The 23,068-nt window shown below is 43.0% G+C and carries 20 protein-coding genes; all 20 read left to right on the top strand.

What is annotated here, in order from left to right:
- Window positions 1-22 precede the first annotated feature (22 nt).
- The 20 genes from NST16_RS09085 to NST16_RS08990 all read left to right on the top strand — a co-directional run bounded on the left by NST16_RS09085 (window position 23) and on the right by NST16_RS08990 (window position 22,999).
- A complete protein-coding gene (locus tag NST16_RS09085; protein ID WP_029441264.1) occupies window positions 23-805 on the top strand; it encodes an isoprenyl transferase in 783 nt (260 codons plus the stop codon).
- A gap of 3 nt (window positions 806-808) precedes the next feature.
- Entirely contained in the window at window positions 809-1,618 is an 810-nt protein-coding gene (gene cdsA / locus NST16_RS09080; RefSeq protein WP_168747846.1) for a phosphatidate cytidylyltransferase, read from the top strand.
- 60 nt (window positions 1,619-1,678) lie between these two features.
- A complete protein-coding gene (gene dxr / locus NST16_RS09075) occupies window positions 1,679-2,830 on the top strand; it encodes a 1-deoxy-D-xylulose-5-phosphate reductoisomerase (RefSeq protein WP_010334278.1) in 1,152 nt (383 codons plus the stop codon).
- 6 nt (window positions 2,831-2,836) lie between these two features.
- Window positions 2,837-4,105, top strand: coding sequence for an RIP metalloprotease RseP (gene rseP / locus NST16_RS09070; RefSeq protein WP_081720789.1), 1,269 nt, complete (start codon window positions 2,837-2,839; stop codon window positions 4,103-4,105).
- A 32-nt stretch (window positions 4,106-4,137) separates the two neighbouring features.
- On the top strand, window positions 4,138-5,832 hold the full coding sequence (gene proS, locus NST16_RS09065) for a proline--tRNA ligase (protein WP_286058530.1): 1,695 nt from the start codon (window positions 4,138-4,140) through the stop codon (window positions 5,830-5,832).
- Between the two features lie 109 nt (window positions 5,833-5,941).
- The gene (locus NST16_RS09060) at window positions 5,942-10,255 is read left to right on the top strand and encodes a PolC-type DNA polymerase III (RefSeq protein WP_326217441.1); all 4,314 of its coding nucleotides are present in this window, start codon (window positions 5,942-5,944) and stop codon (window positions 10,253-10,255) included.
- A gap of 333 nt (window positions 10,256-10,588) precedes the next feature.
- Window positions 10,589-11,059 (top strand): ribosome maturation factor RimP, encoded by a 471-nt coding sequence (gene rimP / locus NST16_RS09055; protein ID WP_010334281.1) that lies wholly within the window; start codon window positions 10,589-10,591, stop codon window positions 11,057-11,059.
- 33 nt (window positions 11,060-11,092) lie between these two features.
- Complete coding sequence (gene nusA / locus NST16_RS09050; RefSeq protein WP_340885842.1) at window positions 11,093-12,214, top strand: transcription termination factor NusA; 1,122 nt, start codon at window positions 11,093-11,095, stop codon at window positions 12,212-12,214.
- 13 nt (window positions 12,215-12,227) lie between these two features.
- Window positions 12,228-12,503: a glucose-induced regulator RulR gene (rulR, locus tag NST16_RS09045; RefSeq protein WP_010334283.1), complete on the top strand. Its 276-nt coding sequence runs from the start codon at window positions 12,228-12,230 to the stop codon at window positions 12,501-12,503.
- 1 nt (window position 12,504) lies between these two features.
- A complete protein-coding gene (locus NST16_RS09040; RefSeq protein WP_010334284.1) occupies window positions 12,505-12,807 on the top strand; it encodes a YlxQ family RNA-binding protein in 303 nt (100 codons plus the stop codon).
- A gap of 19 nt (window positions 12,808-12,826) precedes the next feature.
- Window positions 12,827-14,977 carry a translation initiation factor IF-2 gene (gene infB / locus NST16_RS09035; RefSeq protein WP_168747853.1) on the top strand — a complete coding sequence of 717 codons (2,151 nt, stop codon included), beginning with the start codon at window positions 12,827-12,829 and terminating at the stop codon, window positions 14,975-14,977.
- Entirely contained in the window at window positions 14,974-15,252 is a 279-nt protein-coding gene (locus NST16_RS09030) for a DUF503 domain-containing protein (RefSeq protein ID WP_003220950.1), read from the top strand. The genes infB and NST16_RS09030 overlap by 4 nt, the downstream gene beginning before the upstream one ends.
- Before the next feature lie 16 nt (window positions 15,253-15,268).
- Window positions 15,269-15,622 (top strand): 30S ribosome-binding factor RbfA, encoded by a 354-nt coding sequence (gene rbfA / locus NST16_RS09025; protein ID WP_010334286.1) that lies wholly within the window; start codon window positions 15,269-15,271, stop codon window positions 15,620-15,622.
- Window positions 15,623-15,706: 84 nt separating this feature from the next.
- Window positions 15,707-16,636: a tRNA pseudouridine(55) synthase TruB gene (truB, locus tag NST16_RS09020; protein ID WP_340885833.1), complete on the top strand. Its 930-nt coding sequence runs from the start codon at window positions 15,707-15,709 to the stop codon at window positions 16,634-16,636.
- 18 nt (window positions 16,637-16,654) lie between these two features.
- On the top strand, window positions 16,655-17,605 hold the full coding sequence (gene ribF / locus NST16_RS09015; RefSeq protein ID WP_340885830.1) for a bifunctional riboflavin kinase/FAD synthetase: 951 nt from the start codon (window positions 16,655-16,657) through the stop codon (window positions 17,603-17,605).
- 156 nt (window positions 17,606-17,761) lie between these two features.
- Window positions 17,762-18,031, top strand: a complete 270-nt coding sequence (gene rpsO / locus NST16_RS09010; RefSeq protein WP_003154182.1) for a 30S ribosomal protein S15 — start codon at window positions 17,762-17,764, stop codon at window positions 18,029-18,031.
- Between the two features lie 171 nt (window positions 18,032-18,202).
- On the top strand, window positions 18,203-20,320 hold the full coding sequence (gene pnp / locus NST16_RS09005) for a polyribonucleotide nucleotidyltransferase (RefSeq protein ID WP_010334288.1): 2,118 nt from the start codon (window positions 18,203-18,205) through the stop codon (window positions 20,318-20,320).
- A 116-nt stretch (window positions 20,321-20,436) separates the two neighbouring features.
- Window positions 20,437-21,396, top strand: a complete 960-nt coding sequence (locus NST16_RS09000; protein WP_340885827.1) for a polysaccharide deacetylase family protein — start codon at window positions 20,437-20,439, stop codon at window positions 21,394-21,396.
- Between the two features lie 38 nt (window positions 21,397-21,434).
- Window positions 21,435-22,664 (top strand): M16 family metallopeptidase, encoded by a 1,230-nt coding sequence (locus tag NST16_RS08995; RefSeq protein ID WP_010334290.1) that lies wholly within the window; start codon window positions 21,435-21,437, stop codon window positions 22,662-22,664.
- Between the two features lie 77 nt (window positions 22,665-22,741).
- Window positions 22,742-22,999, top strand: coding sequence for a YlmC/YmxH family sporulation protein (locus tag NST16_RS08990; protein ID WP_010334291.1), 258 nt, complete (start codon window positions 22,742-22,744; stop codon window positions 22,997-22,999).
- Window positions 23,000-23,068: the final 69 nt, after the last annotated feature.

Genomic DNA, 23,068 nt, shown 5'->3' with positions numbered 1-23,068 from the left:
TTTTGGGTGACGGAGGAATCTCATGCTCAACATACTCAAAAATTGGAAGAACCAGCAAACTGCGGCTTCCAACTTAGAACGCTATACAAAAGAAGACATACTTAAGGGAGAAATCCCCGAACACATCGCCATTATAATGGATGGAAATGGCCGTTGGGCTAAAAAACGCTCTCTTCCCCGAATTGCAGGCCACCATGAAGGAATGAAGGTGGTTAAAAGAACGACAAAGCTTGCTAACGAATTGGGTGTCAAAGTACTGACTTTGTACGCATTCTCAACAGAAAACTGGAAGCGGCCGAAAATGGAAGTTGATTTTTTGATGAAGCTTCCTGAAGAATTTTTAAATACGTATCTCCCGGAGCTTGTTGAGGAGAATGTGCAGGTCCGGATTATAGGAGATGAATCAGCCTTGCCGCCGCACACAATGCGTGCGATTGAAAAGGCTGTAAAGGATACGGCGCAAAATGACGGGTTGATTCTTAATTTTGCTCTCAACTATGGGGGACGTACTGAAATTGTCACTGCCGCAAAAACACTCGCGGAAAAAGTCAAGGAGGGTTCTTTGAATATAGAAGACATTGATGAATCGCTTTTTTCTAAACATTTAATGACTGAATCTTTGCAGGATCCTGAACTTTTAATCCGAACGAGCGGCGAGATTAGACTAAGCAACTTTATGCTTTGGCAGGTTGCCTACAGTGAATTTGTCTTTACTGACGTCCTGTGGCCTGACTTTAAAGAAAATCATTTCTTGCAGGCGTTAGGGGAATATCAGCAACGGGGCCGGAGGTTTGGCGGAATTTAGAGGATGGTGGACATGAAACAAAGAATTTTGACAGGTGTTCTGGCAGCAATTGTATTTTTATTTTTAGTTATTGTCGGGGAATTGCCGTTCACCATATTAGTTTATGCAATGGGCAGTGTAGCGCTTTTTGAGCTTTTGCGGATGAAAAAACTTAAGCTTGTGTCACTGCCGGGATTGATCAGTCTTTTATTATTGTGGATGTTCTTAATGCCAAGCCAGTATTCTTTTTTTGAAGCGATTGGTATCTCGAAAATTGAAGCGGCTTTGTTCGCAGTACTTATTTTATTGACGTACACAGTATTGGTGAAGAACACTTTTACCTTTGATGAAGTCGGCTTTATTACCCTTGCAACGATTTACATCGGAATGTGTTTTCATTATTTTATTGAAATCAGAAACCTTGATCAGCACGGGCTGACATACATCTTTTATGCCTGTGTCGTGATTTGGTCGACTGATTCCGGTGCATATTTTGTCGGGAAGTCGCTTGGTAAACGAAAACTGTGGCCTGAAATCAGCCCTAATAAAACAGTTGAGGGATTTGTAGGCGGAATTGTCATTGCACTTGTACTCTCGACAATTTTTCAGCTTGTCGCAAACCTGCCGATCCCATATTTCTATCTGCTTTTGATCACGCTGTTTTTGTCTGTTTTCGGACAGATTGGGGATTTAGTAGAATCCGCTCTGAAAAGACATTACGAGGTGAAGGATTCTGGGAAGATTCTTCCCGGGCATGGCGGGGTGCTAGACCGTTTTGACAGTTTTTTGTTTGTCATGCCTTTCTTGTACTTTCTGCTTGCCCTTTTTTCATAAAAAAGTCTAATATGAATATGAGACTGATTATGCAGCAAAAAGAATAGGAGTAGTGGCACTTTGAAAAATATTTGTCTTTTAGGAGCAACAGGATCAATCGGCGAACAGACTCTTGATGTATTGCGTACGCACCAAGACCAATTTCAGCTGATATCTATGTCGTTCGGCAAAAATATTGATAAGGCCGTGCCGATGATAGAGGCCTTTCAGCCGAAGTTTGTATCTGTCGGTGATCTGGATACATATCACAAATTAAAACAAGTTTCTTTTGCATTTGATTGCCAAATCGGGCTTGGAGAAGAAGGCCTGATTGAAGCGGCAGTTATGGAGGAAGTCGATATTGTTGTCAATGCCTTGCTTGGAAGTGTCGGTCTCATCCCTACCTTAAAGGCGATCGAACAGAAAAAAACAATTGCGCTTGCAAATAAGGAAACTCTTGTCACTGCCGGGCATATAGTTAAAGAACATGCTAAGAAATACAATGTTCCGCTGCTGCCCGTTGACAGTGAGCATTCAGCCATTTTTCAAGCGCTACAAGGCGAACAGGCTAAAAACATTGATCGCCTCATCATTACGGCATCCGGCGGAAGTTTTCGGGACAAGACGCGGGAGCAGCTCGAATCAGTTACAATTGAAGATGCATTACAGCACCCGAATTGGTCAATGGGTGCAAAAATCACGATTGATTCGGCTACAATGATGAATAAGGGATTAGAGGTGATTGAGGCGCATTGGCTTTTCGATATTCCATATGAACAAATCGATGTGGTCTTACATAAGGAGAGTATCATCCATTCCATGGTAGAGTTTCATGACAAAAGTGTGATTGCACAGCTTGGCACTCCGGATATGAGGGTTCCGATTCAATATGCGCTCACCTATCCCGACCGATTGCCATTGCCAGACGCCAAAAGACTCGAGCTGTGGGAAATCGGCAGTCTTCATTTTGAGAAAGCTGACTTTGCCAGGTTCCGCTGCTTACAATTTGCCTTTGAATCAGGTAAAATAGGAGGAACAATGCCGACTGTGCTAAACGCGGCAAATGAAGTGGCTGTCGCCGCCTTTTTAGCCGGCAAGATATCGTTTTTGGCGATTGAAGACTGTATCGAAAAGGCATTAAACCGCCATCAGCTTATTCAAAAGCCTAGCTTGGCAGACATTCAGGAAGTGGACAAAGATACCCGGGGATACGTCAATTCAATACTCACATAAGGTGGTATGTTCGTGAATACAGTTATAGCGTTTATCATTATTTTCGGAACGCTCGTTTTCTTCCATGAACTGGGCCATTTGCTGTTAGCCCAAAGAGCGGGAATTCTGTGCCGTGAATTTGCGATCGGCTTTGGTCCAAAAATCTTTTCGTTCAAAAAAAATGAAACGGTGTATACGATCAGACTTCTTCCGGTCGGCGGATTTGTCCGCATGGCCGGAGAGGATCCGGAAATGATTGAGGTGAAACCCGGCTACACGATCGGGCTTCTTTTTAACAAAGAGGATCAGGTTGAAAAAGTCATCATCAATCAAAAGGAAAAATACCCGGATGCTTTAATCATCGAGGTGGAAACGGCGGACCTAGAACATGACATGAAGATCACCGGCTATGAACAGGGGAAAGAGGATGAGCTTTCCAGCTTTACTGTGAGTGAAACCTCCTTTTTCATTGTAGACGGAGAAGAAGTGCAGATCGCGCCGTATAACCGCCAATTTGGTTCCAAACCTGTGTGGCAGCGAATTAAGGCGATTGCCGCCGGTCCGATTATGAATTTCATTTTGGCTTATGTCATTTTAGTGATGCTAGGGCTGATTCAGGGTGTTCCGTCAAATGAGCCTATGCTTGGACAGCTGACAGACAACGGACGGGCGGCCGAAGCAGGGCTAAAAGAAGGAGATTACATTCAAAGCATTAACGGAGAGAAGATGAGGTCCTGGACCGACATTGTCTCTGCGGTAAAAGAAAACCCGGATAAAGAAATTGACGTTGAGGTAAAAAGAGATAACAAAACGCTCCACATTTCAGTTACTCCGGAAGCCGTTAAAGACGAGAACAAAAAAACAATCGGCCGCTTTGGTTCATACGCGCCGACTGAGAAAGGCGTTCTCTCAGCCGTTGCTTATGGTGCAACATCAACTGTTGATGTTACAAAAGCAATATTAACGAATCTCAGTAAATTAGTGACAGGACAATTTAAAATTGATATGCTCTCAGGTCCTGTCGGTATATACGATATGACAGACCAAGTGGCAAAGACGGGAATCATTAATTTATTCCAGTTTGCTGCGTTTTTAAGTATTAACCTTGGTATCGTCAACCTGCTTCCGATTCCGGCTCTTGACGGCGGAAGACTGTTGTTTCTATTTATAGAAGCGATTCGGGGCAAACCGATCAACAGAGAAAAAGAAGCCTTTGTGGTGTTTATCGGAGTCGCTTTCCTAATGCTTCTTATGCTGGTCGTTACATGGAACGATATCCAGCGGCTGTTTTTGTAAATGAAAAGTAAATCAATCAGAGGTGCGAAGAAATGAGACAAAGCTTGACGCTTATTCCTACGCTCCGTGAAGTACCAGCTGATGCCGAAGCGAAAAGTCATCAGCTTCTTCTAAGAGCAGGATTTATCAGACAGAATACGAGCGGGGTATACAGCTATATGCCTCTTGCGTATAAGGTTATTCAAAACATTCAGCAGATTGTCCGTGAGGAAATGGAAAAAATCGACGCTGTAGAAATGCTTATGCCCGCGCTGCAGCAGGCTGAGACATGGCAGGAATCAGGCAGATGGTATACGTACGGTCCTGAACTGATGAGACTTAAAGATCGTCACGGCCGTGAATTTGCTTTAGGGGCAACGCATGAAGAAGTGATCACTTCACTCGTTCGCGATGAGGTTAAATCCTATAAGCGTCTCCCTCTGACTCTGTACCAAATCCAGTCTAAGTTCAGGGATGAAAAACGCCCGCGCTTCGGTTTATTAAGAGGCCGCGAATTCATTATGAAGGATGCTTATTCTTTCCATGCTTCCGAAGAGAGCTTGGATGAAACATATCAAAAAATGTACAACGCGTATTCTAATGTTTTCGCCCGTTGCGGCATTAATGTAAGACCTGTTATCGCTGACTCAGGCGCCATGGGTGGAAAAGATACACATGAGTTTATGGCGCTTTCTGAAATCGGAGAGGATACCATTGCGTACTCTGATGAATCCCAATATGCGGCCAATATCGAAATGGCTGAAGTTCTTTATCAGGAAGTCCCTTCAAATGAAGAGCCTATCGCTTTAGAAAAAGTGCACACTCCTAATGTGAAAACGATCGATGAGCTGACTGCATTTTTACAGGTTTCGGCTGAAGCCTGCATTAAATCGGTATTGTTTAAAGCGGATGACCGTTTTGTTCTGGTGCTTGTAAGAGGGGATCACGAAGTAAATGATATTAAAGTGAAGAATCTCTTGCATGCAGAGGTTATGGAACTTGCTTCTCATGAAGAGGTCGTTCAGCAGCTTGGAACAGAGCCTGGCTTTGTCGGACCTATCGGTGTGAATCAAGAGATTGACGTCTATGCAGATGTCGCTGTTAAAGCAATGGTTAATGCTGTTGCCGGTGCGAATGAAGGAGATTATCATTATAAAAATGTTAACGTAAACCGGGATGCGCAAATTAAAGAATTTGCAGATCTTCGTTTTATTAAGGAAGGCGATCCGTCACCAGACGGTAAAGGCACGATCCGTTTTGCAGAAGGAATCGAAGTCGGACAAGTCTTTAAGCTTGGAACTCGTTATTCTGAAGCGATGAATGCAACATATTTAGATGAAAACGGACGAGCGCAGCCAATGCTGATGGGCTGTTACGGAATCGGTGTTTCCAGAACCCTTTCTGCCATTGCTGAACAGCATCACGACGAAAAAGGTTTAATATGGCCAAAAAGCGTGGCGCCGTATGATCTTCATATTCTTGCACTGAATATCAAAAACGATGCGCAAAGAGAATTGGCTGAAAAGCTGTACGCTGATTTAAAAGCGAAAGGCTATGAAGTGCTGTATGACGATCGGGCGGAACGCGCCGGTGTAAAATTTGCTGACTCGGATCTAATCGGTCTTCCAATCCGTATTACTGTCGGCAAACGGGCTGATGAAGGAATTGTAGAGGTTAAAATCCGCAAAACGGGTGAGTCAACAGAAGTTTCTGTTGATGAGTTATCTGCTTTTATCAGCAAGCAGTAAACACCATAACGATTTATCAAAAAACATGTTAAAATAGAAATAATAGAAGGTACCTCATTGCCTGAGGTACCTTCACTTATGATGTTTTTAAGGGGGGAATACTGTCTTAATGGAACAGTTATCAGTAAACAGAAGGCAGTTTCAAATTCTTCTGCAGCAGATTAATATGACAGATGATACCTTCATGACATACTTTGAAGATGGCGAGATTGAAAAGCTGACGATACACAAAGCGTCTAAGTCTTGGCATTTTCATTTTAAATTTAAATCTTTGCTGCCTTATCAAATATATGACATGTTAACCATGAGGCTGACTCAATCGTTTGCCCATATTGCAAAAGTGACGTCCTCAATCGCAGTGCATGATGCCGAGGTTGACGAAGGTCTCGTGCAGGATTATTGGACACGCTGCATTGAAGAGCTGCAAGGTATTTCACCGCCGATTATCAGTCTCTTAAGCCAGCAAAAACCGAAGCTGAAGGGCAACAAACTGATTGTCAAAACAAAAACGGATACAGAAGCATCTGCTCTTAAGAACAAATACAGTGCGATGATTCAAGCGGGATACCGTCAATTTGGGTTTCCAGATTTTCAGCTTGATGCTGAAATATTTGTATCTGATCAAGAAGTACAAAAGTTTCGGGAGCAAAAGCTAGCTGAAGACCAAGAGCGGGCGATGCAGGCGTTAATTGAAATGGAAAAGAAAGATAAAGAAAGTGATGAAGATCAAGTTCCTTCAGGACCCCTTGTCATCGGCTATCAAATTAAAGATAACGAGGAAATCAGAACACTTGACAGCATAATGGACGAGGAACGGAGAATTACGGTTCAGGGTTATGTGTTTGATGTGGAAACCAGAGAACTGAAAAGCGGGCGCACGCTGTGCATCTTTAAAATTACTGACTACACAAATAGTATCTTAATTAAAATGTTTGCAAGAGAAAAAGAAGATGCGGCCCTCATGAAGTCTCTGAAAAAAGGTATGTGGGTAAAAGCGCGCGGAAGCATTCAAAACGACACATTTGTCCGAGATTTGGTCATGATTGCAAACGATGTAAATGAAATAAAAGCAAAAACCCGTGAGGACACGGCGCCTGAAGGAGAAAAAAGGGTAGAGTTGCATCTGCATTCCCCAATGAGCCAAATGGATGCTGTAACAGGCATCGGAAAGCTTGTCGAACAGGCGAAAAAATGGGGGCATGAGGCGATCGCTTTGACTGACCATGCTGTCGTTCAATCCTTCCCAGATGCGTATTCTGCTGCCCAAAAACATGGAATTAAAATGATTTATGGAATGGAAGCAAATATCGTGGATGACGGGGTGCCGATTGCCTATAATCCCGCGCACCGTTTGCTTGATGAAGAAACCTATGTTGTTTTTGATGTCGAGACAACCGGACTATCCGCTGTGTACGATACGATTATTGAACTGGCGGCTGTAAAAGTGAAAGGCGGGGAGATCATTGATAAATTTGAGTCATTTGCCAACCCGCATCGTCCGCTTTCAGCGACTATCATTGAACTGACAGGCATCACTGATGATATGCTGGTCGACGCGCCGGATGTAATAGACGTGATAAGAGATTTCAGAGAATGGATTGGCGATGACATTCTCGTTGCCCATAATGCAAGCTTCGATATGGGATTTTTAAACGTTGCTTTCAAAAAGCTTCTCCAAGTCGAGAAAGCAAAAAACCCTGTCATTGATACGCTGGAGCTCGGCCGTTTCCTTTATCCGGAATTTAAAAATCACCGTCTGAACACACTATGTAAAAAGTTTAACATTGAACTTACACAGCACCACCGTGCGATCTATGATACCGAGGCGACCGCTTATTTGCTTATGAAAATGCTGGAGGATGCTGCTGAAAAGGGTATTCAGTATCATGATCAGCTGAATGAAAATATGGGTCAATCCAACGCTTATCAAAGGTCAAGACCCTATCATGCAACGGTGCTGGCGGTGAACAGCACAGGCTTGAAAAACTTATTTAAGCTCGTTTCACTTTCTCATATTCATTATTTTTACAGAGTGCCGCGTATTCCGAGATCTCAGCTTGAGAAATACAGGGAAGGCCTTCTGATCGGTTCCGCCTGCGACAGAGGAGAGGTTTTTGAAGGCATGATGCAAAAGTCGCCGGAAGAGGTGGAAGATGTTGCAGCATTCTACGATTATCTTGAGGTTCAACCGCCTGAGGTATACCGCCACTTGCTTGAGCTAGAACTGGTTCGCGATGAAAAATCGCTGAAAGAAATCATAACGAATATCACCAAACTCGGTGAAAAGCTTAATAAACCTGTTGTTGCAACAGGAAATGTTCATTATTTGAATGATGAGGACAAAATTTACAGAAAGATTTTAGTATCCTCACAGGGCGGCGCGAATCCGCTGAACAGACATGAACTTCCGAAAGTGCATTTCAGAACGACAGATGAAATGCTTGAAGCTTTTTCCTTCTTAGGGGAAGAAAAAGCGAAGGAAATCGTTGTAACCAACACACAAAAGGTTGCATCTTTAATCGAAGACATCAAGCCGATTAAAGATGATCTATATACGCCGAAAATCGAAGGCGCTGATGAAGAGATCAGGGAAATGAGCTATCAGCGTGCACGAAGCATTTACGGAGAGCAGCTCCCTGAAATTGTTGAAGCGCGTATTGAAAAAGAATTAAAAAGTATCATCGGCCACGGCTTTGCTGTTATTTATTTGATCTCTCATAAACTCGTAAAGAGATCTCTAGATGACGGGTATCTGGTAGGATCACGGGGATCGGTAGGTTCTTCTTTAGTTGCGACACTTACTGAGATCACAGAGGTGAACCCGCTGCCGCCGCACTATATATGTTCTGAATGCCAGCATTCTGAGTTCTTTAATGACGGATCTGTCGGCTCAGGTTTTGATCTGCCTGACAAAATGTGTCCTCATTGCAAAACGCCTTTGAAAAAAGATGGGCACGATATTCCGTTTGAAACGTTCCTGGGATTTAAAGGAGATAAAGTACCTGATATCGATTTGAACTTCTCTGGGGAATATCAGCCGCAGGCCCACAATTATACAAAAGTATTGTTCGGAGAAGACAACGTATATCGTGCCGGAACGATCGGTACGGTTGCAGAAAAAACAGCCTACGGTTATGTAAAAGGCTATGCCGGCGACAATAATCTCCATATGCGCGGCGCCGAAATCGACCGGCTTGTGCAGGGCTGTACAGGTGTAAAACGGACGACCGGACAGCACCCTGGCGGTATTATCGTAGTTCCTGATTATATGGATATTTATGATTTCTCTCCGATTCAGTTTCCGGCAGATGCGACAGGTTCTGAATGGAAAACGACGCATTTTGACTTCCATTCCATTCATGACAACCTGCTGAAGCTTGATATTCTGGGGCACGATGATCCGACGGTAATCCGTATGCTCCAAGATTTAAGCGGCATTGATCCGAAAACGATTCCGACGGATGACCCTGAAGTAATGAAAATCTTCCAAGGAACCGAATCACTCGGTGTCACTCAGGAACAGATAGGATGTAAAACGGGCACCTTGGGAATCCCTGAATTCGGAACCCGCTTTGTCCGGCAAATGCTTGAAGACACAAAGCCGACAACATTTTCTGAGCTCGTTCAGATTTCAGGGCTGTCTCACGGAACAGATGTATGGCTCGGCAATGCCCAAGAACTCATTCACAATAATATTTGTGAGCTGAGTGAGGTGATCGGCTGCCGTGATGACATTATGGTTTATTTAATCTATCAAGGCCTCGAGCCGTCACTGGCGTTTAAAATCATGGAATTTGTGCGTAAAGGAAAAGGTTTAACGCCTGAATGGGAAGAAGAAATGAAAAATAACAATGTCCCAGACTGGTATATCGATTCCTGCAAAAAGATTAAATACATGTTCCCGAAAGCCCATGCCGCGGCTTATGTATTAATGGCAGTCCGCATTGCTTACTTTAAAGTGCATCACGCGCTACTGTATTATGCGGCTTATTTTACCGTTCGTGCAGACGACTTTGATATCGATACGATGATCAAAGGCTCCACAGCAATCAAAGCTGTAATGGAGGATATCAACTCCAAAGGGCTTGATGCGTCACCGAAGGAAAAAAACCTTCTCACAGTATTAGAGTTAGCGCTGGAAATGTGTGAAAGAGGCTATTCGTTCCAAAAAGTCGATTTATACCGCTCCAGTGCAACGGAATTTATTATTGACGGCAACAGTCTGATCCCGCCGTTTAATTCTATTCCTGGTTTAGGTACGAACGCCGCTCTAAATATTGTAAAGGCCCGTGAAGAAGGAGAATTTCTCTCAAAAGAAGATTTGCAAAAGAGAGGGAAAGTATCAAAAACGATTTTAGAGTATTTAGATCGTCACGGCTGTTTGGAGTCATTGCCGGATCAAAACCAATTATCGCTGTTTTAGCATATAAAAGCAGAATTTCTTAAGAAATTCTGCTTTTATGCATACATGTGCGGCAAAAGTGCAATCGTATGATGAGAGCCCCTGTGATCAGCTTAACAGCGTAAAGGTAAACGTATATCCATTTGCAATAAAAATATGGTTATGGTATAGTTTTATTGGAAATGCTAACGATTACCGAGGCAAAGAGTGGGGAAACCCGCTCTTTTGTATTGAACAAGACAATTTTGTCTCGACATGTTCATCGTTTACTTTAAAGCCCCTGCTCTTTTGAAGCAGGGTTTTTATGCAGAGTGACGAGACGAATATGATATCGACAGCACAAGGAGGAAGAACATGAGCAAAAAAGTGACTGACACCGTTCAAGAAATGGCTCAGCCAATCGTAGACAGCCTTCAGCTTGAACTCGTTGACATTGAATTCGTCAAAGAGGGTCAAAGCTGGTTCCTTCGCGTGTTTATTGATTCCGATGACGGTGTGGATATTGAGGAATGTGCCAAAGTAAGCGAAGCTCTAAGCGAGAAGCTTGATGAGGCAGACCCAATCAGCCAAAATTACTTTCTTGAGGTTTCATCCCCGGGAGCTGAGCGTCCATTAAAGAAAAAAGCCGATTTTGAAAAATCACTAGGGAAAAATGTATACATTAAGACCTATGAGCCGATTGACGGTGTAAAAGTGTTTGAAGGAGAGCTGGCTGAATTTGATGGACAAACAGTGACAGTTGAGATGACAATCAAAACAAGAAAGAAACGGATCGATATTCCGTATGAAAAAATAGCTAACGCAAGATTAGCTGTAACATTCTAATGAATATAAGTTTTAAGGGGGGAGACCGTTAACATGAGCAGTGAATTATTAGATGCTCTCACCATTCTTGAGAAAGAAAAAGGCATCAGCAAAGAAATTATCATTGAAGCAATCGAAGCTGCTTTAATTTCTGCTTATAAGCGCAATTTTAATCAGGCGCAAAATGTACGGGTGGATTTGAACCGTGAAACAGGTTCAATCCGTGTATTCGCAAGAAAAGATGTCGTTGATGAGGTATATGATCAAAGACTGGAGATCTCAATCGAAGAGGCGCAAAGCATCCATCCGGAATATATGGTGGGCGATGTTGTAGAGATTGAAGTAACGCCTAAGGATTTCGGACGCATTGCAGCCCAAACAGCGAAGCAGGTCGTGACACAGCGTGTGCGCGAAGCTGAACGCGGTGTGATCTATTCTGAGTTTATTGACCGTGAAGAAGACATCATGACAGGTATCGTCCAGCGCCTGGACAACAAGTTTATCTATGTGTCTTTAGGAAAAATTGAAGCCTTGTTGCCGGTTAATGAGCAAATGCCGAATGAAAGCTATAAGCCTCATGACCGCATTAAGGTGTATATCACAAAAGTAGAAAAAACGACGAAAGGCCCGCAGATTTATGTGTCAAGAACACACCCAGGCCTCTTAAAGCGTTTATTTGAAATCGAAGTGCCAGAAATTTATGATGGAACTGTGGAGCTGAAATCTGTTGCCAGAGAAGCAGGCGACCGTTCGAAAATTTCTGTCCGCACAGATGATCCTGATGTGGATCCGGTAGGCTCTTGCGTCGGTCCTAAAGGCCAGCGTGTTCAGGTGATTGTCAATGAATTAAAAGGTGAAAAAATTGACATTGTCAACTGGTCGAATGACCCTGTAGAATTTGTCGCGAATGCGCTCAGCCCTTCGAAAGTGCTGGATGTCATCGTGAATGAAGAAGAAAAAGCGACAACTGTTATTGTTCCTGATTACCAGCTGTCTCTGGCGATTGGCAAAAGAGGACAAAACGCACGCTTAGCTGCTAAATTGACAGGCTGGAAGATTGATATTAAGAGCGAAACAGACGCAAGAGAGCTTGGAATCTATCCGAGAGAACTTGAAGAAGAAGACGACGAAGAGCCGCTCTTTACGGAGCCTGAAACTGCTGAATCGGATGAATAAGAGGTGACCTTAGGTGAATAAACACAAAAAAATCCCGTTACGCAAGTGTGTGGTGACTGGTGAAATGAAGCCTAAAAAGGAACTAATCCGAGTTGTTCGTTCAAAAGAAGGCGAAATCTCAGTAGATCCGACCGGGAAAAAGAACGGGCGGGGTGCTTATTTAACGCTGGATAAAGAGTGCATCTTAGCAGCAAAAAAGAAAAACACTTTGCAAAATCAATTTCAATCACAAATCGATGACCAGATTTTCGAAGAATTGCTGGAACTGGCGGAAAAGGTGAAAAAATAAAATGTCTGGAATGGAATGGTTTCCCTTGCTGGGTCTGGCCAATCGAGCTCGTAAGGTCGTGTCAGGCGAAGACTTGGTTATTAAAGAAGTCAGGAATGCGCGTGCGAAGCTTGTCCTGCTTACAGAGGATGCATCATCTAACACAGCAAAGAAAGTAACCGACAAGTGCAATTATTATAAAGTTCCTTATAAAAAAGTCGCGAATCGCGCGGTTCTTGGCCGCTCTATCGGTAAAGAATCCCGTGTCGTTGTCGCCGTCACTGACCAAGGTTTTGCGAATAAGCTAATCAGCTTGCTCGATTAATATTTTTGGGGGTGAACGAATGGCTAAAATGAGAGTATACGAATATGCAAAAGCGTTAAATGTTTCAAGTAAGGAAATTTTGACCGCACTGAAGAACATGGATTTAGAAGTGAATAATCATATGGCCATGCTTGAAGAAAAGGCCATTAAACAGCTTGATGCCAAATTTAAAAAAGGCGGCGCAGCCGTTAAATCTCAAAAGCCTGCGGAAACGAACAAAAACAAACAGCCGCAAGGGGTAAATCAGCAGTCTGCTGGAAATCAACCAAATAAAATTCGAGACGGAAAGAAGAATGACGTGCAGAATAATCAATTTAACAAAAACAAGAAGAATAACAACAACAAAAAAAATAAACGCAACAATAACAACAACAGAAACCAACATCAGCAAAAGCCTGTGAAGCCGAAAAAAGAGCTTCCTGAAAAAATTACGTTCTCAGGCACTTTAACAGTTGGCGCACTGGCAGAAGAGCTAGGCAAAGAGCCTTCTGAACTCATCAAAAAACTGATGCTTCTTGGTGTTATGGCGACCATTAACCAAGAGCTCGATAAAGACACAATCGAACTGATTGCATCAGAATACGGTGTTGAAACTGAAGAAGTTATTGTCCTTGAAGAAACTGAATTAGAGAAATACGAAGAGCCTGATAAAGAAGAGGATCTTGAAATTCGTCCTCCTGTCGTTACAATCATGGGTCACGTTGACCATGGGAAAACAACGCTTCTTGACAGCATCCGTAAAACAAAGGTTGTTGAAGGAGAAGCTGGCGGAATCACTCAGCATATCGGAGCCTACCAAATCGAAGAAAACGGCAAGAAGATCACTTTCTTGGATACGCCGGGTCACGCCGCATTTACAACCATGCGTGCACGCGGTGCGGAAGTAACCGATATTACGATCCTAGTTGTTGCTGCGGATGACGGTGTAATGCCGCAAACAGTAGAGGCGATCAATCACGCGAAAGCAGCTGAAGTACCGATCATCGTTGCTGTAAATAAAATTGATAAAGAAGCTGCGAACCCTGACCGTGTCATGCAAGAACTGACGGAATACGGACTAGTGCCTGAAGCTTGGGGCGGAGAAACGATTTTTGTGCCGCTTTCCGCTTTAACTGGAAAAGGCATTGATGAACTTATTGAAATGATTTTGCTTGTCAGTGAGGTAGAGGAACTGAAAGCGAACCCGAACCGCCAGGCAAAAGGAACTGTTATTGAAGCAGAACTGGATAAAGGCAGAGGGTCAGTTGCGACATTGCTCGTACAGACTGGAACACTGCATGTCGGTGATCCGATCGTAGTCGGCAATACATTTGGCCGCGTCCGTGCAATGGTCAATGATCTCGGACGCCGTGTAAAAACAGCGGGCCCGTCTACACCGGTTGAAATTACTGGTCTAAATGACGTGCCTCAAGCAGGAGATCAATTCCTTGTCTTTAAAGACGAAAAAACAGCTCGTTCTGTTGGTGAAGCCCGTGCTTCCAAACAGCTTGAAGAGCAGCGCAGCGATAAAGCAAAGCTGAGTCTTGACGACTTATTCGAGCAAATTAAACAAGGTGATGTAAAAGACATCAACCTTATCGTAAAAGCTGACGTTCAAGGATCTGCCGAAGCTTTAACAGCCGCACTTCAAAAAATTGAAGTTGAAGGTGTTAAAGTGAAAATCATCCACACAGGCGTTGGTGCAATCACAGAATCTGACATTATTTTAGCATCTGCTTCCAATGCAATTGTTATCGGGTTTAATGTGAGACCGGACGGTAATGCTAAGAGTACGGCTGAAGCTGAAAACGTAGATATTCGTCTTCACCGTATTATTTACAAAGTAATTGACGAGATTGAAGCAGCTATGAAAGGTATGCTTGATCCTGAATATGAAGAAAAAGTAATTGGTCAAGTAGAAGTGCGCCAAACATTCAAAGTATCTAAAATCGGTACGATTGCCGGCGGATATGTTACTGAAGGAACAATCACGCGCAATAGCGGTCTCCGTTTAATTCGTGACGGCGTCGTAATCTTCGAAGGCGAAGTGGACGTTCTGAAACGCTTTAAAGACGATGTGAAAGAAGTTTCACAAGGCTACGAATGTGGTATAACGATTAAGAAATACAATGACATTCGTGAAGGTGACATCCTTGAAGCGTTTGTCATGCAAGAAATTGAAAGAACGTGATCGGATTTGCGGAATGTGAATGCATCATTTATGATGCAGGATCGTTAAAAGAAAAGCGTGCCGTTCTAAAGCGGATCTTAACCAGGGTTCAAAATAAGTTCAATGTTTCGATTTCGGAGATTGGCTATCAGGACACATGGCAAAGAACCAGCTTTGGAATCGCCGCTGTTTCTTCCTCTCGCGTTCAAACAGAAAAAGAATTGCAGCGTGTTCTTGCGTTTATCGATTCTTTTCCTGAAATTGAACGGACGATCACTAGAACAGAGTGGTTTTAACTTAGAGGTGATTGAATTGAGTATGAGAGCAAACCGTGTTGGCGAGCAAATGAAAAAAGAACTCGGTGATATTATCAGCCGAAAGCTGAAGGATCCGAGAATTGGTTTTCTGACAGTAACAGATGTACGTGTATCAGGTGATTTGCAAATTGCAAAGGTGTATATTTCCGTTCTCGGAGACGAGAAAAAACGGGAAGAAGCGCTGAAAGGACTGGCTAAGGCGAAAGGGTTTATACGCTCTGAAATCGGCAGTCGCATCAGACTTCGTAAAACGCCTGAGATTGAATTTGAGTTCGATGAATCAATTGATTACGGAAACCGAATTGAAACATTGATTCACCAATTGAATTCAGAGAACCCGTCTGAATAACAAATGAAGAGGATAGGCGTTCGTCGTCTGTCCTCTTTTCTGCGTTTTAAAGAAAATCCACACAACAGGAGGAGTGAAAGGCATATGGTTAACGGAGTTCTCCTTTTACATAAACCGGTAGGCATGACATCGCATGATTGTGTCATGAAGATCCGGAAGCTGCTTAAAACAAAAAAAGTCGGACACACGGGAACGCTTGATCCTGAGGTATCAGGTGTGCTTCCGATTTGTGTAGGCCGGGCAACAAAAATTGTTGAATATTTAACTGAGAAGTCTAAAACATATGATGCTGAAATTACGCTTGGCATTTCAACGACGACAGAGGATCAAACCGGAGAACCCGTTGATACAAAGCCAGTAGTTCAAGCTATTGATGCAGCAGAAGTAGAAAAGGTTTTAAACAGCTTAAAGGGAAAACAAGAACAAATTCCCCCGATGTATTCAGCAGTAAAGGTAAACGGCAAAAAATTATATGAGTATGCAAGAGCGGGACTTGAAGTAGAACGGCCAAAACGTCTTATTACCATTGAAGACATTGCGCTCACAACAGGGGTTAAACATAATGGAGAGACAGCGAGTTTCCGGTTTACGGTAACATGTTCAAAAGGAACCTATGTGCGGACACTGGCGGTTATGATTGGCGAAAATCTCGGATATCCGGCTCATATGTCTCATTTGATCCGTACGGCGTCCGGTGACTTTTCCCTTGATGAATGCTTTACGTTCGAAGAGCTGGAAGCTCAAGCCGAATCCGGAACTATAACAGAGCATACAGTCTCTATTGAACGTGCGCTCAATCATTTGCCGAAATGGATCATAAGTGATACATTAGCTAAGAAAGTAGAAAATGGGGCTTTGCTTGAAACACCTGAACAATTCACGGATCTGACAAGCGACGACCGTATCGCAGTCTATACGGAATCCGGAAGCTGTCTGGCGATTTATTTCCCCCATCCTACAAAACACGGGCTGTTAAAGCCGGCAAAAGTATTGATGCAAAAAAGCGAACAATAGAAAAAAGGTGACCGTTCTGTGAAGACGATACATATTACACATCCGCATCATTTAACAAAAGAGGAGCAGCCAGAATCTGTGATGGCGTTAGGTTATTTTGACGGCGTTCATCTAGGGCATCAAAAGGTAATCGGCACAGCTAAACAGATAGCTGAAGAAAGAAATCTGACATTAGCCGTGATGACATTTCACCCCCATCCCTCTCATGTGCTGGGCAGGGATCAGGAACCAAAGGATCTGATTACTCCTCTTGAAGATAAAATCAGTCAAATTGAACAATTAGGCACGGAGATTCTGTATGTCGTTAAATTTAATGAAGAGTTTGCTTCTCTGACTCCAAAGCAGTTTGTTGATCAGTACATTTTAGGCCTTAATGTACAGCATGCAGTGGCAGGTTTTGACTTTACGTACGGCAAATACGGCAAAGGAACAATGGAAACGATGCCGCTTGATTTAGATGGAAAAGCTGATTGTACGATGGTAGAAAAATTGACGGAGCAGGATAAAAAAATCAGCTCCAGCTATATTCGGACTGCACTTCAAAACGGAGACGTTGAACTGGCCAATGTTTTGCTTGGACAGCCCTACTTTATTAAAGGAATTGTCATTCACGGAGATAAAAGAGGGCGGACAATCGGGTTTCCGACTGCCAATGTCGGCTTAAATAACAGCTATATTGTCCCGCCGACCGGTGTATATGCCGTCAAGGCGGAAATAAACGGCGAGCTTTACAACGGCGTTTGCAATATCGGCTATAAGCCGACGTTTTATGAAAAACGTCCGGAACAGCCTTCGATTGAGGTCAATTTATTTGATTTTGATCAAGATGTATACGGAGCCGCTATAAAAATTGAATGGTATAAACGAATTCGGAGCGAGCGCAAGTTCAACGGCATTCAAGAATTAACAGAGCAAATTGAGAAAGATAAGCAGGAAGCGATCCGTTATTTCAGCAATTTGCGGAAATAACATGCAGCGCACACAAATTTTAATCTAAAATATTTGCATATAGGCTCGATTTTTAGTATGATAGTCTTCGTAGTCTTAAAACCTTTGCTTGGCAATCCGAAGTCACCGACGGTTGCTAGGTAACTGGGGCTAAATATGATTTGGAGGTGAAACAGGATGGCAATTACTCAAGAGCGTAAAAACCAACTCATCAGTGAGTTTAAAACACACGAATCTGATACTGGATCTCCAGAAGTTCAGATCGCTATCCTAACTGATTCAATTAACAACTTGAACGAGCATTTACGTACACACAAGAAAGACCACCATTCACGTCGCGGTCTTCTTAAAATGGTAGGTAAGCGTCGTAATCTTCTTACGTATCTGCGTAATAAAGACGTAACTCGTTACCGTGAGTTAATTAACAAACTAGGCTTACGTCGATAATCGTAAAAAGCGGGAGGATTCCCGCTTTTTTATCGTATTAAAGCGAAAATTTTTATAACAATCATTGAAATCCTTTTACATACTACTTTGACATTGATATGTTCAATCCATTTCGTTCATAATAGGAGTAATTGATTATTTCACACAACGAAGAGAGGAGTTCGTAATCGTATGGGACAAGAAAAACATGTCTTTACCATAGATTGGGCCGGAAGAACGCTTACTGTTGAAACCGGCCAGCTTGCCAAACAGGCAAACGGTGCTGTTATGGTCCGCTACGGCGACACAGCAGTACTCAGTACAGCAACCGCTTCAAAAGAACCGAAACCGCTTGATTTCTTCCCGCTTACTGTAAACTACGAGGAAAGATTATATGCGGTAGGTAAAATACCTGGCGGGTTTATTAAAAGAGAAGGACGTCCAAGTGAAAAAGCAGTATTGGCGAGCCGTTTAATCGACCGTCCGATCCGGCCTTTGTTCGCCGATGGATTCCGTAATGAAGTTCAAGTCATCAGCATCGTCATGAGTGTTGACCAAGACTGCTCTTCAGAAATGGCTGCTATGTTCGGTTCATCGCTTGCACTTTCTGTATCGGACATCCCGTTTGAAGGACCGATTGCAGGGGTAACTGTCGGACGCATTGATAATCAATTTGTTATTAACCCGACGGTTGATCAGCTTGAGAAAAGTGATATCAATCTTGTCGTTGCCGGAACTAAAGATGCAATTAACATGGTGGAAGCGGGAGCAGACGAAGTTCCTGAGGAAACGATGCTAGAAGCGATTATGTTCGGCCATGATGAGATTAAACGCCTGATTGCATTCCAAGAAGAAATTGTTGCAGCTGTCGGCAAAGAAAAGTCAGAAATTAAGCTCTATGAAATTGACGAAGAGCTGAATGAAAAGGTAAAGGCTTTAGCAGAAGAAGATCTGCTGAAAGCAATCCAAGTTCATGAAAAGCATGCGCGCGAAGATGCCATTACTGAAGTGAAAAACACAGTGGTAGCAAAATTCGAGGAAGATGAGCATGATGAAGAAACAATTAAGCAAGTCAAACAAATTTTGTCCAAGCTTGTCAAAAATGAAGTGCGCCGCCTAATTACTGAAGAAAAGGTAAGACCTGACGGCCGCGGAGTCGATCAAATTCGCCCGCTTTCTTCAGAGGTCGGCCTCTTACCGAGAACACACGGTTCCGGATTGTTCACAAGAGGACAGACTCAGGCTCTCAGCGTTTGTACGTTAGGTGCTCTCGGTGATGTGCAGATCCTTGATGGTTTAGGTGTTGAAGAATCGAAACGATTTATGCATCATTACAACTTCCCGCAATTCAGCGTTGGGGAAACAGGACCAATGCGTGGACCGGGACGCCGTGAAATCGGACACGGAGCACTGGGTGAGCGTGCGCTTGAGCCAGTTATTCCGTCTGAAAAAGACTTCCCTTACACTGTCCGTCTTGTATCAGAAGTGCTTGAATCAAACGGTTCTACGTCTCAAGCTAGTATTTGCGCAAGCACACTTGCAATGATGGATGCCGGTGTACCAATCAAAGCACCAGTCGCAGGTATTGCAATGGGACTTGTCAAATCAGGCGAACACTATACTGTTTTAACTGATATTCAAGGCATGGAAGATGCGCTTGGAGACATGGACTTTAAAGTTGCCGGAACTGCAAAGGGTGTAACGGCGCTGCAAATGGACATTAAAATTGATGGCCTTTCCAGAGAGATTCTTGAAGAAGCGCTTCAGCAGGCGAAAAAAGGAAGAATGGAAATCCTCAACAGTATGCTTGCTACATTAAGCGAATCAAGAAAAGAGCTTTCCCAATATGCGCCTAAGATTTTAACAATGGCGATCAATCCTGATAAAATCCGCGATGTCATCGGACCTAGCGGAAAACAAATCAATAAAATCATCGAAGAGACCGGTGTTAAAATTGATATCGAGCAGGATGGTACAATCTTTATTTCTTCGACAGTTGAAAGCAGCAACCAAAAAGCGAAGAAAATCATCGAAGACCTCGTCAGAGAGGTTGAAGTCGGTCAGCTTTACTTAGGTAAAGTAAAACGAATCGAAAAATTCGGTGCATTCGTTGAAATTTTCAGCGGAAAAGACGGTTTGGTGCACATTTCAGAGCTTGCGCTTGACCGCGTAGGAAAAGTTGAAGATGTTGTCAAAATCGGAGATGAGATTCTTGTGAAAGTTACTGAAATCGATAAGCAAGGACGGGTCAACTTGTCTCGTAAAGCTGTGCTCCGTGAAGAGAAAGAAAAAGAAGAACAAAAATCTTAAATGAAAACATAAAAGGAGCCTGGGAGACCCCGGCTTCTTTATTTTGACGCTTTAAAAAGCAAGCGGGTTCTACCTTGTCCTTCTCCTTCATAATGTGAGGTGAGGGGGGACAAAACATGTACAAAAAATTTGTACCGTTTGCCGTTTTTCTATTTCTTTTTTTTGTTTCATTTGAGATGATGAAAAATCCGCACACACTTGATTATATAGGGGCAATGAAACAAGATACGGTGACCGTCTCGGCGTCCAAAGACCCGTTATATGAAGAATTGCTTCAAAAGGCGCCAGATTATGAAGTAAAGCCTCAGAATGCAAGAATAGATAAGGTGTGGAAAAGCATTCCCGGTTACAATGGTTTAAAGGTCAATATTGAAAAATCCTATAAAAAAATGAAAAAGTACGGTGAGTTTCGGGAAAACGATTTAGTGTACAGTCAAGTAAAACCAAGCGTTCATCTTGAGTCTCTTCAGCCAGAGCCTATTTACAAAGGGAATCCTGAAAAACCGATGGTGGCTTTTTTAATTAATGTGGCATGGGGAAACGAATATTTGGAAAGAATGCTCCCTGTACTTCAAAAGCATAAAGTAAAGGCAACGTTTTTTTTGGAAGGCAATTGGGTGAAACACAATAAACAGTTGGCTAAAAAGATTGCGGAAGAAGGACATGAAATCGGAAATCATTCATACAATCATCCGGATATGAGCAAACTGACAACAGGAAGAATTTCCGAACAGCTCGACAAGACGAATGAGCAGATAGAAAAAACGCTCGGTGTCAAGCCGAAATGGTTCGCTCCGCCAAGCGGGAGTTTCAGAAAAGCGGTTGTTGACATTGCAGCTGACAAACATATGGGAACAGTGATGTGGACAGTTGATACAATCGACTGGCAAAAACCGGCTCCGTCTGCACTTCAAACACGGGTGTTAAGCAAGATACATAATGGCGCCATGATTTTAATGCATCCGACAGATCCCACGGCGGAAAGTCTTGAAGTGCTGATTACAAAGATAAAAGAGAAAGGATATGCGCTTGGAACAGTCACTGAACTAATGGATGAAACAAGACTGTTGAAGTAACAGGGCAGGCAGCTAGTCTTTGAATAGGAGGAACAAATTTGATTAAACGATATACATGTCAAAATGGTGTAAGAGTTGTGCTTGAAAATAACCCGACAGTCCGTTCTGTTGCGATCGGCGTTTGGATTGGTACAGGCTCGCGGCACGAAACGCCGGAGATAAATGGGATTTCCCACTTTTTGGAGCATATGTTCTTCAAAGGGACGAGCACAAGATCTGCACGTGAGATAGCAGAATCTTTTGATCGTATTGGCGGTCAGGTCAATGCGTTTACCTCAAAGGAATATACCTGCTATTATGCAAAGGTGCTTGATGAGCATGCGAATTACGCACTTGACGTATTAGCAGATATGTTTTTTCATTCAACTTTTGATGAAAACGAGCTGAAAAAAGAAAAAAATGTGGTTTATGAAGAAATAAAAATGTACGAAGACGCGCCCGATGATATTGTCCATGATTTACTGAGCAAAGCCACGTACGGGAATCATTCTTTAGGCTATCCGATCCTAGGCACAGAAGAAACGCTTGATTCCTTTAACGGCGACTCTCTCAGACAATACATGCATGATTATTATACGCCAGACCGTGTCGTTATTTCTGTAGCGGGTAATATTTCAGAAAGCTTTATAAAAGATGTAGAAAAATGGTTCGGATCATACGAGGCAAAAGGCAAAGCGACAGGTCTTCAGAAGCCTGGATTCCATACAGAAAAACTCACAAGAAAAAAAGAAACAGAACAAGCCCATTTATGTCTAGGCTTTAAAGGGCTGGAAGTCGGTCATGAAAAGATTTATGATTTGATCGTCCTTAATAATGTGCTCGGAGGCAGCATGAGCAGCCGCCTGTTCCAAGATGTTCGTGAAGATAAAGGGCTCGCTTATTCTGTTTACAGCTATCACAGCTCATATGAGGACAGCGGCATGCTCACCATTTATGGCGGAACAGGTGCAAATCAGCTTCAGCAGCTGTCAGAAACCATTCAAGAAACCCTTGCGACATTAAAACGCGACGGCATAACGGTGAAAGAGCTGGAAAACAGCAAGGAGCAAATGAAGGGAAGCTTGATGCTGAGCTTAGAAAGCACGAACAGCAAAATGAGCCGAAACGGTAAAAATGAACTGCTGCTCGGAAAACACAAAACATTAGACGAAATTATTAATGAATTAAACGCTGTAAACTTAGAACGCGTCAACGGTCTTGCCAGACAAATGTTTACGAATGACTATTCTCTGGCTCTTATCAGCCCTTCCGGCAATATGCCATCATAAACCGAAATGCCTGCTCCAAAACGGAGCAGGCATTTTTTTATCCTTTTGATCATACATAGTACAAGGGGGTGACAGAGATGCGGCTCAGTGAATTATCCGGGAAGGAAATTGTCGACATCAAAAGAGCTGAACGGCTGGGAGTACTGGGTCAGACCGATTTAGAAATCAATGAACAGGATGGTCAGATCACAGCGCTTCTCATTCCGACAGTCAAATGGTTTGGTTTGAGAAAACACGGTCAAGACATTCGTGTCCCCTGGAATCATATTCAAAAGATCGGATCAGATATGATCATTTTAGATGTCCCTGAGGAGATTTCTCCTCACCAAGAGTAACTATAGAAAAGGCCCAACTCTGCAGGTTATGGGCTCTCATGAAAACATCCAAACATCGGCTGAGTCAGC

The organism is Bacillus sp. FSL K6-1005, assembly GCF_038000225.1.
In the GTDB taxonomy this organism is placed as follows: Bacteria; Bacillota; Bacilli; order Bacillales; family Bacillaceae; genus Bacillus; species Bacillus mojavensis.
This window is presented reverse-complemented; position numbering and strand designations above follow the sequence as displayed.

What these genes read in the sequence shown, in the direction of transcription:
- NST16_RS09000 (WP_340885827.1), top strand. Translation starts at nt 20,437, where the DNA reads ATGTACAAAAAATTTGTACCGTTTGCCGTTTTTCTATTTCTTTTTTTT.
- cdsA (WP_168747846.1), top strand. Translation starts at nt 809, where the DNA reads ATGGTGGACATGAAACAAAGAATTTTGACAGGTGTTCTGGCAGCAATT.
- NST16_RS09085 (WP_029441264.1), top strand. Translation starts at nt 23, where the DNA reads ATGCTCAACATACTCAAAAATTGGAAGAACCAGCAAACTGCGGCTTCC.
- rseP (WP_081720789.1), top strand. Translation starts at nt 2,837, where the DNA reads ATGTTCGTGAATACAGTTATAGCGTTTATCATTATTTTCGGAACGCTC.
- rpsO (WP_003154182.1), top strand. Translation starts at nt 17,762, where the DNA reads ATGGCAATTACTCAAGAGCGTAAAAACCAACTCATCAGTGAGTTTAAA.
- truB (WP_340885833.1), top strand. Translation starts at nt 15,707, where the DNA reads ATGGTTAACGGAGTTCTCCTTTTACATAAACCGGTAGGCATGACATCG.
- pnp (WP_010334288.1), top strand. Translation starts at nt 18,203, where the DNA reads ATGGGACAAGAAAAACATGTCTTTACCATAGATTGGGCCGGAAGAACG.
- nusA (WP_340885842.1), top strand. Translation starts at nt 11,093, where the DNA reads ATGAGCAGTGAATTATTAGATGCTCTCACCATTCTTGAGAAAGAAAAA.
- NST16_RS08990 (WP_010334291.1), top strand. Translation starts at nt 22,742, where the DNA reads ATGCGGCTCAGTGAATTATCCGGGAAGGAAATTGTCGACATCAAAAGA.
- NST16_RS09060 (WP_326217441.1), top strand. Translation starts at nt 5,942, where the DNA reads ATGGAACAGTTATCAGTAAACAGAAGGCAGTTTCAAATTCTTCTGCAG.
- NST16_RS09040 (WP_010334284.1), top strand. Translation starts at nt 12,505, where the DNA reads ATGTCTGGAATGGAATGGTTTCCCTTGCTGGGTCTGGCCAATCGAGCT.
- infB (WP_168747853.1), top strand. Translation starts at nt 12,827, where the DNA reads ATGGCTAAAATGAGAGTATACGAATATGCAAAAGCGTTAAATGTTTCA.
- proS (WP_286058530.1), top strand. Translation starts at nt 4,138, where the DNA reads ATGAGACAAAGCTTGACGCTTATTCCTACGCTCCGTGAAGTACCAGCT.
- rimP (WP_010334281.1), top strand. Translation starts at nt 10,589, where the DNA reads ATGAGCAAAAAAGTGACTGACACCGTTCAAGAAATGGCTCAGCCAATC.